This window comes from Hwangdonia lutea (genome assembly GCF_032814565.1).
Taxonomy (GTDB): Bacteria; Bacteroidota; Bacteroidia; order Flavobacteriales; family Flavobacteriaceae; genus Hwangdonia; species Hwangdonia lutea.
Window position 1 is genome coordinate 448019 of sequence record NZ_CP136521.1, and the last position, 14075, is coordinate 462093.

Consider the following 14075-nt stretch of genomic DNA (forward strand, 5'->3'; position numbering starts at 1 on the left):
TTATTGGCAACACATAACCCTGTGTTAATTATCGACTAAAACTATTTTGAGATCACCCAGTAAGACCGCCTTTATTTTGTGGGCATCTGCTGTTTTTATAAGCACATTGAAAGGAAGCCTGGTCCGATTTGCATATCCGGAAAAACCCGGGTAAATAAGCCTAAAATCCTGTTCGCTGGTTTTTATAATTGTAACCATTGCTTGGTCAACAATGTACTTTTCCCCATACTCCTCAGAATTGAGCTCAATCTGAATGGCCTTGAACATATCGGCCTCATTTAACTTTAACCGCTTATTTAAAACATACGCTAAATGGTAATTCACCATATTGTCCAGCTCAAAATATCGAGAGATAAAAGGGTTCCATAATTGCGTATTGGGCGGTGCGAATTTTTTATATGAAAACTTACCGTGAAACGGACTTTGACCAAGCACCAGCACGGAATCTTGTTTTTTAAAAGCGTTGACCCTTGTAGTGCCTTCACTTCCTTTGTTCTCTATAGACAGGGAATCGATGGTTTTACCATTAATGCGGTGGCAGCTGTAAGTATGCCTATAATCTGGCGCATCAACAACCATAACAGAACGTATTGATATGTTGTTGTTTTCCAACGAATCAATCAATATCCGCTGTTGCCCCACCAAAACGTCGTTTGAGTAAAAGTTGTAATTGAGCTGGGTCGTTTTTGAATTGGTTTTTAATTTAGGCTTCCAATCGTGAAACATATCGTTAACCCGGTTGATGCTTTTATCCAATTTTAACAGCTCATTTTTTAAATGGTCCTTATCCATCCAATGATGGTTGTGCATCACGCCTTCAATAGTTTTTATGGCACTTATGTCCTTGAGCGGATTAGCACCCAACACAATGAGTTCTGCCCGTTTATCAATTTCAATGGTACCTACATCGCTTAATTTTAAAAATCTTGCAGCATCAACTGTTGCGTATTTTAAAGTTTTATAATTTGAAATTCCCGCCTCGACAAAAAGCTTCATTTCATCTAAATAAGCAAACCCCGGAACAACCAAAGGATAACCACCGTCGCTGCCCAAAAACAATTGGATGTTGTTATCGCTCAAATCTTTTACAAACTGCGCTACATTTGCGTATGGATATTTGGATGGGCTTTGGTTTGGTATGGTATCTGGTTTCCATGTGGCTCTTAACTTTGGCGGTATATATTGTGTGTATATCGAATTGTACAGACTATCTTTTTTATGGGACAAAGACCAAGTTTTGTGCACCGCCAACGAAGGTGTAACCGCCTTGTCACAATGCTTCAAAAGGCTTATAAGCTTAGCTTTATCCATTACAAGTTTTCCGCCCCTTGTAATGCCCGTAAGATTGGTAAACTCGGGTTGCTTACTTTTCAACACCGTGTTTTCGTTGATAAAAATTGGAAAATGACCACTAATGGGCAAGCCTATTTTTTTTGCTTCATCCAAAATTGGTTTATACGTTTCCGGTAGGCAAGTCGCATAGACATACATGCCATCGTAACCCAATCGTTTAGCTTCCCGTACCTGTGCTTTTGCCTGGTCTATATTAAAAATGGGTTGTTGGCTGTGATATGGTGCCGGTGCGCCCGTAGCCCGTAATCCATAGGCGATAATTCGAGGCCCTATAACTTTTCCGTCCTTTATTTGCTCTCTTAGTCCAAGTACATTGATATGGCTGGGGATGTCCCTGACCGTTGTTTGCCCATTGGCCAGATAGAGCATTAAATTGGCCTCATTAACATGGGTGTACATATTGATAAAACCGGGTAAGACATAACCTCCCTTGGCATCGATAACACGATAGCCGTTTGGGACTTTTACACTTTTTGAACTATTTATATCGGTTATGGTGCCGTTAGATATTAAAATGGTCTGCGCCTTCAAAACGATTTCCGATGTCATAGGAACCACGTTGGCATTTACTATGGCAACCTGGTTTTGTGCCTTTAGCTTAAGCGAAGCAACACATAGAACGAATAGAAAAAAGACAACAGTTATGTGCTTATAATGCATATTATAGTATTTTTTTGATTGAAGAACCATTACTTTAAACTATACTTTTTTTGCCACTAAAACGAGGTCTAGCTCCTTTACTTCAAGGGAAACGACTTTTCCGTTTTCTTTGTTGAAATGAATTGATACCGTTGGAAACTTATTGTATTTAAACCTGTTTTCTCCAACACGATATAAAGCACCGCCAAAATTACCGAGGCGCCCCAGGGTCAACATTTTCCTCATGTTCAATTTAACTGAAAACCCATCGTTTTCACCATCGCCATATTTGTAGTCTCCTAAATAATTTTCTTTATCCGCCGGTTCGCTTAAAAATGTTTTGCCATCGGCATTACCCAGTTTTTCCAAATAACTTATGAGCTTTTCAGAATTTGAAATTTGCTCAGAAGTCATTGTGTTTTTCATTCGCAAGCCCGCTTCGGCATGAGCCAGTAAACTGATGCCGTGCGGCCCGTAATTTTTCTGGATGCCCGGGTAAAACCCTATCATGGCTTTTACGGTATCGAAAGCCCCCAAAACCGCAAAGGTGAATATGTTGGGCTTTGCGCCCTTGCTTAACAAATAGGTTACAATATCGCGCCGGCCCACATGCGAAGCCGCACCAACGGCTGTTTCCCAATCGCCAAAACCCCAATCCCAAGTGGCCCTGGATAGCTCCGGGCGTTTATCGACCAATTCCTTTACACGGTTTAAATCAAAATGCGATTTGCCCACCACTTCTGAAACCACATCGTCGTGGATGGCGGGATAGCGGTAAAACAAATCGTTTATGTTTTTAGATTGCCTTTTGGTTTCAACCATGGTTTTGGCATACACGACATTAGGAATTGCCACCGCCAAAGCCCCAAAAACAGCGCTTTTTACAACAGCCCGTCTTGATAGGTGACTACTCGTTTTCATCATTGGTGTTTTGCTGTTCATTTAAACTTACTTTTAAAACCGTTGGTTCGTACAGTTTATGCATTGGGAACAGGTTGCCTTCCTCATCAAAACTCCCAAACTGTGCATTTGCTATATAATACAATTGGTCGCCCACTAAAACACCCGTCGTAGGGTTGTTCATCATGGGGTGGTTGCGCTCTAAAATCTTGCTGTTTGTTATGGTGTTTAACTGATTGTTTAATGTGAATTGCCGCACCGTTTTAACATCGGGCTGTACACCGATTAAAGTATTTTTGTAGAAATAAAGTCCATCGATACTTTCTCGTCTTGAGATTTTTAGCTGATCGGGATTTTTTAATTCTGAATAGTTTTTCGTTTCAATTTCAATTTTGGCCAATCCGTCGGCATGTGCCACAAAAAGGTATTTGTCGTCTGCCGAAATGGTAATGCCATTGGGGTATTTTAACGATTCGGGCTTGGTAAAAACCTCGAGTTCGTTTTTGTTGCTTTCAATAATGTAAATGGCATGCGCTTTAAACATGTGGGTGATGTACACATTGCCTTTGGAATCGATAACCAAATCGTTGAAAAAATGCACGTCGCCTTTATCGGCTAAAACGTATTTTTTAATGAGCTTACCAGAGTCCAGGTCAAACTTAAAGATTCCGGCGGGACGCCCATCGGCATCATCCTTAAAGGTGTAATCTTCAAGGTTATTGCCACCCGAACTGCATACCCAAAGCCAACGGTTATGGGCATCTGCCTTCATGCCAATTATCATCCACAAGCCATCTTGTTGCGGTTTTACAAACTCGGTCTGTTGTCCGTTTTTATCGATTTTAACGATTTTTCCCTTTCGGATACTGCCCACAAAAAAGGCTTGGGTTTTAAAATCGTACGCAACATTTTCGGGGAGCAGGTCTTTTTCAGGAATTGTAAAAGCAATAAAACTATTATTGACGTGGGTTGGCTGTTCTTGCGCCACAGACAGAAAACAGCTCGCAAAACATACTGTTAGCAAATAGAGATTCTTCATTTTAAAAAAATTTCGGTGTATTCAAATTTAAAACGAACGCCTTTTAAAAATTTGGTTTTTATACCAACACCTGTTTTTTTTATGTAAAACACATCGTATCTCATACCGTGGCAATTCACATAAAAAACCAGCCGGTTTGCATAAAAGTTGCGCTTAAAAATAAATCTCTATTTTTAATCCAATAGATTTGTAAACTAGATCCCCTATTTTTATGAAAAGCTTAAACGTTTGGTTCCATATAGGTTTTTGGGTTGTTTACACAGCCATTTTCACCATAGTGCAGGCCGGATATAAGGGCGAGTACCAAGAGGCTTTGGTTTTTGAGCTTATAAACCTGCCCGTTAGGCTTCTTGTGGTTTATTTTAATTACTTTGTTTTACTACCCAAACTTTTGTTGCAGGGCAGAATAACCAAGTACTTTCTTTATACCGTAATTACGCTGATTATCGCTGGGTTTGTACAGCGCTTTGTTAATTATTATGCCTTGGATATGCTTTATCCCAGCATACCGGATTCGGGGATTTGGTTGCCCTACAAGTTTCTTCAGGCGTCCATTATTATTGCGTCGCCCCTTATTTTTATCATTGGCATCTCTATTGTTTGGAAGGTTGCCCAACTGCAAAAACGCACCAAAAGCCTCGAAAACGAAAAACTGCAATCGGAGCTCAAGTACCTGAAATCGCAAATCAATCCGCATTTTTTGTTCAATACCCTAAATAATATTTACGGTCTATCTTTAGAAAACTCCAAAAAAACCTCGGGGCTTATTTTAAAGCTTTCCGATTTTTTAAGTTTTTCGTTATATGAAAGCAATCAGAAATTGATTCCGTTAGAAAAGGAAATCGCCTTGATGAACGATTTTATAGCCCTTGAAAAAAGCCGTTTTGAAGACCGCGTAAACGTGGTGTTGAAACTTCCGAAAAACGAGGCGCAGGACATTTCGATTCCGCCCTTGATATTGGTCCCTTTTGTGGAGAACGCCTTTAAGCACGGTTTAAAAAACGAGACCGAAATGGCCACCATCAAGATACATTTATCCGTTTCGGAAAAAATCCTGAATTTTAGGGTTACAAATTCCAAACCCTTAGATTCTGGGGTTACGGGTAAAAACAAAGGTTTGGGCTTAGCTAACATCCAAAAGCGATTGGACATTATTTATGGGAAAAATTACAGTTTAAACATTGATGAACAGCCGGATGTTTACACCATCCATCTTCAAATTAACACAGCATGACACGTACCTGTATTATAATAGATGATGAGAAAACCGCCCGCAATATCATTAAAACCTATATTGCAGAGGTGTCTTTTTTAGAACTGAAGGGCGCATTTAAAAACGCCATTGAAGCCTTGGAATACCTGCAAAGCCACAGCGTTGACCTGTTGTTTTTAGATATTGAGATGCCCAAGCTATCCGGGTTGAATTTCGCAAAAATAATAGGCTCGAACACGCAAATTATCTTTACCACGGCGCACCGCGAGTTTGCCCTGGACGGCTTTGAACTAAACGCCGTAGATTATTTGTTAAAACCCTTTTCGTTTGATCGGTTTTTAAAAGCGGTACAAAAAACGCAGGCCAAAACCCCGACCATAAGCCATGAAAAATCCATGGACTACATGTTTATAAAGGTGAACAAACAAATGCTGAAAATAGATTTTGACGCCTTGCTGTATATTGAAGGATTGAGCAATTACGTAAAAATACAAACGCACGAAAACGCATTTGTGGTTTACGATAAACTTAGCGCACTAATTAAAAAACTGCCTGCCCATCAATTTATAAGAATACACAAATCTTATATTATAAACGTTTTGAAAATAAAACTGTACACCAAGGAATTTGTGGAAATTGACGGCAAACATATTCCCGTAAGTGCCACTTATAGGGCGTCGTTAATGGCGCTTCTTAAAACGCATTGATTAAATTGTTTTAATGCTCTTCTTTATTTTCAATAGCCTTTAAAACCCAATCCAACTCGGTGTCAATCTTTAATTTTCTGTCGTTAATAGTTGGTTTAATTTCAACATTTGGTTTTACGCCATAACCGTCGGGATGCTGCTTTTGCGGAGCTTCAATTTGCATTAAACCCATCCGTAATTTAAGTTTTGATGTTGGCAATTGGTACAATTTATAAATGCCCGCCACGGTGCCGTTGTATGCGCCACCGGTTTCTTCGCCCACAAAAGTAGCGCGTTTATTGGCTTTAAGATGCGTTGATAAAAGTGAAGATGCCGAAAAGGAATTTCCGTTAATCAGCACATACATAGTGCCTTTAAAATGTAAGGGATTGGGTGCTTTTATTTTTGAAAATTTACTGAATCTGTAATACAACTTACCATCTCTTTTTTTGGTTTTTAACAGGTTGTGGGTTACTATGATGGGCGATAACAAGCCCCCAACAATTTTAAGACTGGTTGAAGAGGTATTGCTCATTACTAACGTCATAAAGGGTATTCGGCTATTGACTTCGCTTTCGGTAATAAATTGATAGTTTTCATCGGTTAAATACCCGTACAGATTATCGATTTCTGCAATGCGTCCGCCGCCATTATCGCGTAAATCCAAAATAAAATACTTGGTTTTAGCCGAATCTAATTTGGCAAAACTTTCCTTGTAAAAATCTTTATACCGGCCATTGCTAAAACTTCTAATTTTCATAAAAGCAATAGTGCTGTCTTTACCAATAAATTCAAAATTTCGCGTGTATTTATCTTTAGAAATGTAACCGTGCTTTTTATTGAATTTCCTTTTCTTTTTTCGAGCAATTCGGCTTGCATTCTTTTCTTCTTTGGTGAGCTTTTTAGGTTTAAGCGTTTTGGTGGAATCGTTTTCAACGTCCTTTTTTTTGTCTTCTTTCTTTAAGCGTTTAAAGGTTTTTACAAAGGTTGAATCTTCATTTTTAAACGTGACTTTCAAACTATCAACAAAACCTTTGTTTCTGTAATAAAACGTTTTGAAATTCTTACCAACAAACCGGTTGTGCAACGTGGTATTATAACCATCGGAGGCAAATTGGGTTTTATAGGTATCGACTAAATTTGAAGTGGAATCATTTTCAATTTTAAGCACCTCGCTTCCAACAAGTGTAGAGTCTTTACCTCGTGTGTTTTTAACGTAAAGTTTTTGGTTTAAATATTCGAAATCCAAATCGTAAAACTCAAATTTTTTCTTTTTCAACACCTTTCTTTCTTTTCTTGTAAACCTTTTATTTGCTGAGCCTACCGAAACATGACCCTGCCTCACGTTTGTAACAACGGGTGCTAATATTTTGTAGAATTCCCGAGAAGTCATAGGTTGTTTTATCGTCGTTTTTAAACTATCAAACTTAAAATCTAAATCGGTTTTGGATGTATATTGATAGAGTTTCGGGTGGTGTTTTTTAAGTTGTTTATAGAGTTTATCCACATCGTTTTGTAAATCTTCAACCCTGTGTAACGATGTAATTTGCTCGTTATAAGTTTTCACGCTACTGCAAGATGTAACAACGAGTAATACACTAAATATCAGAAAGAATTTCTTCATTCAAAAAAATAATCACGTTTAAGGCAACTAAAGTAATTGTAATTATTTTAATTTATATTGTATTAATTAATCTTTAACTTTTAAGTAAAATCGTTTAGCTTTGTGCTCCATGCAAAAAACCATTAACATACAAAACAAAAAAGCGCGTTTTCAATACGAAATATTGGATAAGTACACCGCTGGAATTGTGTTAACCGGCACCGAGATTAAATCCATTAGAAGCAGCAAAGCATCCATTGCCGAAAGCTTTTGTGAGTTTAATGAAAAAGGTGAGCTTTTTGTAATAAATATGACCATTCAAGAGTACGCTTTTGGTAATTATTACAACCACCGCCCTAAAGCCGAAAGGAAATTGCTTTTAAATAAAAAGGAGCTAAAAAAACTAAATAAAGAAGTGCAGAATACGGGGTTAACCATTATTCCGCTGCGTTTATTTATCAACGATAGAGGCTTTGCCAAATTGGAAATTGCCTTGGCAAAGGGTAAAAAATTATTCGACAAACGCGAAACCATAAAAGACCGCGACAATAAGCGTAATTTAGATAGAATTAAAAAAACGTATAGATAATTTTAAGACTATCTTAACGCTTCAATTATTACTAAATTTCTACTTTGTGTTCTTTAAAATCCCGAAACATTTTTAATATGAAAAAACGTGTTACCACATTAATTATTTGTCTATTAACCGTTAGCATAAACGCGCAAGACAACACCAAAAAGGTAAAAGATTATTCCAATAATGTAAAAACCTTGGATAGTATTATTGGCTCGTTATACGATGTTATTTCTGGCGAAAGAGGCGAAGCTAGAGATTGGGCACTCTTTAAACATTTGTTTAAACCCGATGCTAAATTAATTCCGTCGGGGAAGGATAAAAAAGGTGTTTACAAAGTGCGGTACATGAAACCGGACGATTATATAAAAAATTCGGGCAAATGGTTGGTTGACAATGGTTTTTTTGAAAAAGAAATATTCAGAAAAGTGGATGCCTTTGGTCATATTGCCCAAGTTTTTAGTACCTACGAAGCTTATAAAAGCGAAGGAGACGAGGAGCCTTTTATGCGTGGCATCAACAGCATTCAACTATTTTATGATGGCTTGCGTTGGTGGATTGTTAATATTTTCTGGACTCAAGAAACCGAAGACCAACCCATGCCCAACATTTATCTTCCTAAACAATAAACCCCATGATTCAGCATTCTAATTTTAAAACAGTCATACTCACTTTTTGTATAGTATTTACAAGCATTTTTTCTGTTGTAGCTCAAGAAAAAGCAATACCTTTTTTTAAAGATGGGGAAGCTCAAATAGTCGAGGCTTTTAATACACCGGATAAATGGATTCGTCATGATTTATTTGTCGAAACCACTTTTGATACCGATGGCGATGGCAAACTAGACCGTATGCACGTTGGCGTAACCAGACCCTATCAAACCGAAACCGAAGGCTTAAAGCTTCCTGTTATTTACGAAACCAGTCCTTATTACGCTGGAGTTGCCCCTGATGTTGATGGTGTTTTTTGGGATGTAAAACACGAATTGGGCGCTATGGGAAAAGCGCGGGTTCACCCCGAAGTTACCCTATTGGGCGAGCGTCCCATCATTTCAAATTCACAAATTACAACCTGGGTGCCACGAGGCTATATTGTGGTGCATTCATCATCTCCCGGAACAGGCTTATCACAAGGTTCGCCAACGGTTGGTGGGCGCAACGAATCTTTAGCTCCAAAAGCGGTTATCGATTGGTTAAATGGTCGTGCAAAAGCTTATACCGAAGCTTACGGCGGTGAAGAAGTAAAAGCGTTTTGGACTACCGGAAAAGTGGGTATGACGGGAACATCGTATAACGGCACACTTCCCTTGGCAGCCGCTACCACGGGTGTTGAAGGTTTAGAGGTTATTATTCCCGTGGCGCCAAACACCTCCTATTATCATTATTACCGTTCCAACGGATTGGTGCGTTCACCGGGTGGTTATTTAGGTGAAGATATTGATGTGTTGTACGATTACATTCATAGTGGCGGAGAAGAGCCAATAATTCAAAACAGCCATTCAACGGTTAATGATGCCAATATCCCTAAAGCATTTAAAAACAAAAGAGCCTATAGCAATGCCATGGTACGTGATACCGAAATGAAAAATGGCATGGATAGAATTACGGGCGATTATAACGATTTTTGGGCAGGTCGCGATTACCTAAACCACATGGAACCGATGAAAGCCGCTATGTTAATGGCACACGGTTTTAACGATTGGAATGTAATGCCCGAACACAGTTACCGCATTTATAAAAAAGCCAAAGCCATGGGATTGACCACGCAAATTTATTACCATCAATTTGGTCATGGTGGACCACCACGGGTAAGTATGATGAATAAATGGTTTACTCAATTTTTACACGGTATTGACAATGACATTGAAAACGAAACCCATAAAGCATGGATAGTTCGCGAAGGCGATAAAATGAGCGAACCAACGGCTTATAAAGACTTCCCAAATCCTGAAGCTGAACCTATAACGCTGCATGTAACATCCGGTGCCCCAAAAACAGGCGGATTAACCGCAGTAAAATCAACAAAGCAAGGAAAAGAAACGTTGGTTGACAATTACTCGTTTAGCGGTGAAGCCTTGGCACGGGCAGAAATAACAAACCATCGCTTATTATTTGTGACGCCCAAACTCACAAAGGATATTCATATTTCGGGTGTACCCCAAATAACCATTAAAATGGCCAGCAACAAACCTGCTGCAAATTTATCGGTTTGGTTGGTATCACTGCCGTGGAACGACAGCAGACGCGCAAAAATAACCGACAATATCATTACTCGTGGTTGGGCAGACCCACAAAACCATAAATCGCTTACCAATAGCGAACCCTTAAAACCAGGTAAGTTTTACGACATCACTTTTGATTTACAGCCGGACGATCAAATTATAAAGGCTGGACAACAAATTGGGCTAATGATTTTTTCCAGTGATAAAGAATATACGTTACACCCAAAACCAGGAACGGAATTGACTGTGGATTTGGATCGAACCAGTTTGGTGTTGCCTATAGTTGGTGGTGCCCATAGTTTTAATGAGTCGGTCAAATTACATTAAGCAAGGTGTAATCGGACATTCAGATGATGATACCTAGCTATTAATTGTTGTTTATTTCGGACAAAGCATTTAGTAATGTTCTGGAAAAACTTTACGGTTTTATGGTAAAATCTCATTCTGCTTATACTAATATTTTGCATTCATAATAGATATAGCTTTTTATAATCAAATAACCTATAGCTTTTTTTTGTAACTTGTAGTAGTTTCATTTAAAACCTATTAAATCATGAAAACTTGTCTTCTTCTTTTTATCTCAATATGTTTATTACAATCTTGTAAAAACAATACCGAACCAGTTTCTAACTCTAACAATACAGAAAACACAGACAAACCACTTTCCTTAGAAGGCACATGGGAGATTATTAGTTTTTTAAATTATCGGGGAAATGGCGTTGTAGACACTATAAAATCATCGGCTGACACAAAACAAATAAAAATGTATTCTGCCACTAAAGTTATGTGGAACAGATTAAGAAAATCCGATTCTACTGAATGGTTTGGTTATGGAGATTATAAAGTTGAAAACGGCCAGTTAATTGAAACCTTGGAATACGGTTCAAGATCAATGAACATAACAGAAGACACCAATGAGTTTGTTTTTGATATCCTTATTGAAAAAGACTCATTTACTCAAATTCAAATGGATAGTGAAGGTCAACCTATCTTTGCCGAAAATTACAAACGCTTAGAATAAAAAATCTAGTCATCTCAAATAACAAGTTTTCTAATTCTTATCCTCCAAAAGTGGCACAAACCGGAACTCACCAAACTCGTGTTGTTCGAATTCTTTTTGTCCTTTTCTAATAAAAAGCGTCATAATTTGCACATCATCGCCCACCGGTATTACAAGCCTTCCACCTATTTTTAACTGGCTCAACAAGGGCTTTGGCACAAATGGTGCGCCCGCGGTAACAATTATACCATCAAAAGGAGCATCTTCGGGTAAGCCTTTATAGCCATCGCCAAAAATGAGCTTTTTGGCACGATAGCCCAATTTCGGTAAAAATTTACTGGTTTTTTTAAACAATTCCTGCTGCCTTTCAATACTAAAAACTTTAGCCCCCAACTCGCACAACACAGCCGTTTGATAGCCGCTGCCCGTGCCAATTTCTAAAACTTTGTCGCCTTTTTTAATTTCAAGCAATTCGGTTTGAAAAGCCACCGTATAAGGCTGCGATATGGTTTGGTCTGCCGCAATAGGAAACGCTTTATCTTGGTAGGCATGGTCTAAAAAACCAGAGTCCATAAATAAATGCCTCGGTATATTTCCAACAGCCTTTAAAACCGCATCGTTGGTTATTCCTTTGTTTCTTATAACGTTAACTAACTGCTGTCGCAGTCCTTTGTGCTTAAATGTATCTTTCAATGGTCAGGTAATTTTCAAAGCTAAATTAAGCAAACATTTTTAAGTTAAATCCATTTTAATCACTATTTCTTTTCAGTATCAATAAAGCAAAAAATTAGGTAGAAATAATCAATTTCTTGTGTTAAATATCTTATTTTTGTAGAAAACGTAATAATATGCTAAAAGCTGGTGTACTAGGTGCTGGTCATCTTGGGAAAATTCATTTAAGACTTCTTAACCAATCGGATAAATACAAACTTGTTGGGTTTTATGATGCCGATGCGGAAAACGGAAAAAAAGTAGAAGCCGAATTTGGCTATAAATTTTTCGATACCATTGAAGCCCTTATCGATGCGGTAGATATGGTAGATATTGTAACACCTACACTGTCGCATTACGAATGTGCCAAACAAGCCATTGCGAAAGGCAAGCATATTTTTATTGAAAAACCAATCACCAATACCGTTGAAGAAGCAGAGCATATTCGAGAACTTTTAGCGGAGCACAATATTCGGGGGCAAGTGGGACACGTAGAGCGTTTTAACCCTGCGTTTACCGCTGTAAAAAACGATATAAAATCGCCCATGTTTATTGAAACGCACCGGTTGGCAGAATTTAATCCGCGTGGTACCGATGTGCCCGTGGTATTGGATTTAATGATTCACGATATCGATATTGTTTTAAGTGTCGTAAATTCCAAAGTAAAAAGCATTTCGGCAAGTGGTGTTTCGGTAATTAGCGATACGCCCGATATTGCCAATGCGCGCTTAGAATTCGAAAACGGTTGTGTGGCCAATTTAACTGCAAGCAGAATTTCATTAAAAAAAATGCGTAAAGCGCGTTTCTTTCAAAAAGACGCTTATATTTCAGTCGATTTTTTAGAAAAGAAATGCGAGGTGGTTAAAATGAAAGACGCCCCAGAGAACCCCGGTGATTTCGATATGATTCTTCAAAATGCCGAAGGTGTTAAAAAACAAATCTATTTTGATAATCCAGAAGTAGAAAACAACAATGCCATTCTTGATGAATTGGAAGCATTTGCCGATGCCATTAATAACAATACAACACCAGTTGTAACCTTACACGATGGCACTGAGGCTTTGCGTGTTGCAACCATGATTATCGATCAGTTTTAAAAACCATAATATCAGTTCGAGCGCTGTCGAGAACAAATAAAAAAAAGAACATCACAAAGATTTCCTCCCGATAACTATCGGGATTCACGGAAATAAAAAATAGCTTTATATGAAAAACATCGCCGTAATTGGAGCAGGCACCATGGGAAATGGTATTGCACACACTTTTGCACAAAACGGATTTAAAGTTCAACTTATAGATATTAGTGAAGATTCACTTAAAAAAGGTATGGCAACCATTTCTAAAAATTTAGACAGAATGGTGGCTAAAGAAAAAATAACCGAAGCTAATAAAACGGATACGCTGTCCAATATTTCCACCTTCACAAATATTACCGAAGGTGTAAAAAACGCGAATCTTGTAGTTGAAGCTGCCACCGAAAATTTAGATTTAAAACTAAAAATTTTCAAGCAGTTAGACGAAGCTTGCCCTGAGCAAGCTATTTTGGCAACAAACACCTCATCCATTTCCATAACGCAAATCGCAGCGGCGACCTCACGTCCTGAAAAGGTTATTGGAATGCATTTTATGAACCCCGTTCCGATTATGAAATTGGTTGAAATTATCCGTGGCTACAACACAAGCGATGCCGTTACACATAGCATTATGGAAATGAGCCGAAAGCTGGGTAAAACCCCAACCGAAGTAAACGACTACCCAGGTTTTGTGGCCAACCGTATTTTGATGCCCATGCTAAACGAATCGATTGAAACCTTATACAATGGCGTTGCGGGTGTTGCGGAAATCGATACCGTTATGAAATTAGGTATGGCACACCCTATGGGCCCATTACAACTCGCCGATTTTATTGGTTTAGATGTTTGCCTGTCTATTTTAAATGTGATGTACGAAGGCTTTAAAAACCCTAAATACGCCCCATGCCCCTTATTGGTAAACATGGTTCGTGCGGGTAAATTAGGTGTAAAATCCGGTGAAGGTTTTTATGATTATTCTGAAAGCAGGAAGGCTGAAAACGTAGCTAATCAGTTTAAATAGTGTGTAATTTGCAGTCTTACGTGAGTCGTTTTAAATGGCTCC

At 38.4% G+C, this 14075-nt stretch carries 13 protein-coding genes; 8 read left to right on the plus strand and 5 right to left on the minus strand.

What is annotated here, in order from left to right:
- Nucleotides 1–24: 24 nt before the first annotated feature.
- The 3 genes from RNZ46_RS01965 to RNZ46_RS01975 are packed head-to-tail and all read right to left on the minus strand — an operon-like array spanning nucleotide 25 to nucleotide 3931.
- Complete coding sequence (locus tag RNZ46_RS01965) at nucleotides 25–2013, minus strand: amidohydrolase family protein (protein WP_316983713.1); 1989 nt, start codon at nucleotides 2011–2013, stop codon at nucleotides 25–27.
- 39 nt (nucleotides 2014–2052) lie between these two features.
- On the minus strand, nucleotides 2053–2934 hold the full coding sequence (locus RNZ46_RS01970; protein ID WP_316983714.1) for a hypothetical protein: 882 nt from the start codon (nucleotides 2932–2934) through the stop codon (nucleotides 2053–2055).
- Nucleotides 2900–3931, minus strand: coding sequence for an SMP-30/gluconolactonase/LRE family protein (locus RNZ46_RS01975; RefSeq protein WP_316983715.1), 1032 nt, complete (start codon nucleotides 3929–3931; stop codon nucleotides 2900–2902). The genes RNZ46_RS01970 and RNZ46_RS01975 overlap by 35 nt, the downstream gene beginning before the upstream one ends.
- Nucleotides 3932–4142: 211 nt before the next feature.
- On the opposite strand from RNZ46_RS01975, the gene RNZ46_RS01980 reads away from it, so the two are divergent.
- Both RNZ46_RS01980 and RNZ46_RS01985 read left to right on the plus strand, forming a co-directional pair.
- Nucleotides 4143–5165: a sensor histidine kinase gene (locus RNZ46_RS01980; RefSeq protein WP_316983716.1), complete on the plus strand. Its 1023-nt coding sequence runs from the start codon at nucleotides 4143–4145 to the stop codon at nucleotides 5163–5165.
- Nucleotides 5162–5851: a LytR/AlgR family response regulator transcription factor gene (locus tag RNZ46_RS01985; RefSeq protein ID WP_316983717.1), complete on the plus strand. Its 690-nt coding sequence runs from the start codon at nucleotides 5162–5164 to the stop codon at nucleotides 5849–5851. Before RNZ46_RS01980 ends, RNZ46_RS01985 begins: the two co-directional genes overlap by 4 nt.
- Nucleotides 5852–5861: 10 nt before the next feature.
- Here the strand turns inward: RNZ46_RS01985 and RNZ46_RS01990 are convergent, their stop codons facing one another.
- Nucleotides 5862–7397: a S41 family peptidase gene (locus RNZ46_RS01990; protein WP_316983718.1), complete on the minus strand. Its 1536-nt coding sequence runs from the start codon at nucleotides 7395–7397 to the stop codon at nucleotides 5862–5864.
- Between the two features lie 166 nt (nucleotides 7398–7563).
- On the opposite strand from RNZ46_RS01990, the gene smpB reads away from it, so the two are divergent.
- From smpB to RNZ46_RS02010, 4 genes are all read left to right on the plus strand, one after another.
- A complete protein-coding gene (gene smpB, locus RNZ46_RS01995) occupies nucleotides 7564–8022 on the plus strand; it encodes an SsrA-binding protein SmpB (protein WP_316983719.1) in 459 nt (152 codons plus the stop codon).
- A gap of 77 nt (nucleotides 8023–8099) precedes the next feature.
- The gene (locus RNZ46_RS02000) at nucleotides 8100–8636 is read left to right on the plus strand and encodes a hypothetical protein (protein WP_316983720.1); all 537 of its coding nucleotides are present in this window, start codon (nucleotides 8100–8102) and stop codon (nucleotides 8634–8636) included.
- Nucleotides 8637–8641: 5 nt separating this feature from the next.
- Nucleotides 8642–10555, plus strand: coding sequence for a Xaa-Pro dipeptidyl-peptidase (locus RNZ46_RS02005; RefSeq protein ID WP_316983721.1), 1914 nt, complete (start codon nucleotides 8642–8644; stop codon nucleotides 10553–10555).
- A gap of 226 nt (nucleotides 10556–10781) precedes the next feature.
- Nucleotides 10782–11249 (plus strand): hypothetical protein, encoded by a 468-nt coding sequence (locus RNZ46_RS02010; RefSeq protein WP_316983722.1) that lies wholly within the window; start codon nucleotides 10782–10784, stop codon nucleotides 11247–11249.
- Between the two features lie 30 nt (nucleotides 11250–11279).
- Here RNZ46_RS02010 and RNZ46_RS02015 read toward each other — a convergent pair whose 3' ends face one another.
- Nucleotides 11280–11921: a protein-L-isoaspartate(D-aspartate) O-methyltransferase gene (locus RNZ46_RS02015; RefSeq protein WP_316983723.1), complete on the minus strand. Its 642-nt coding sequence runs from the start codon at nucleotides 11919–11921 to the stop codon at nucleotides 11280–11282.
- Between the two features lie 155 nt (nucleotides 11922–12076).
- On the opposite strand from RNZ46_RS02015, the gene RNZ46_RS02020 reads away from it, so the two are divergent.
- Complete coding sequence (locus RNZ46_RS02020) at nucleotides 12077–13036, plus strand: Gfo/Idh/MocA family protein (RefSeq protein WP_316983724.1); 960 nt, start codon at nucleotides 12077–12079, stop codon at nucleotides 13034–13036.
- 109 nt (nucleotides 13037–13145) lie between these two features.
- A complete protein-coding gene (locus RNZ46_RS02025; RefSeq protein WP_316983725.1) occupies nucleotides 13146–14033 on the plus strand; it encodes a 3-hydroxybutyryl-CoA dehydrogenase in 888 nt (295 codons plus the stop codon).
- Nucleotides 14034–14075 lie beyond the last annotated feature (42 nt).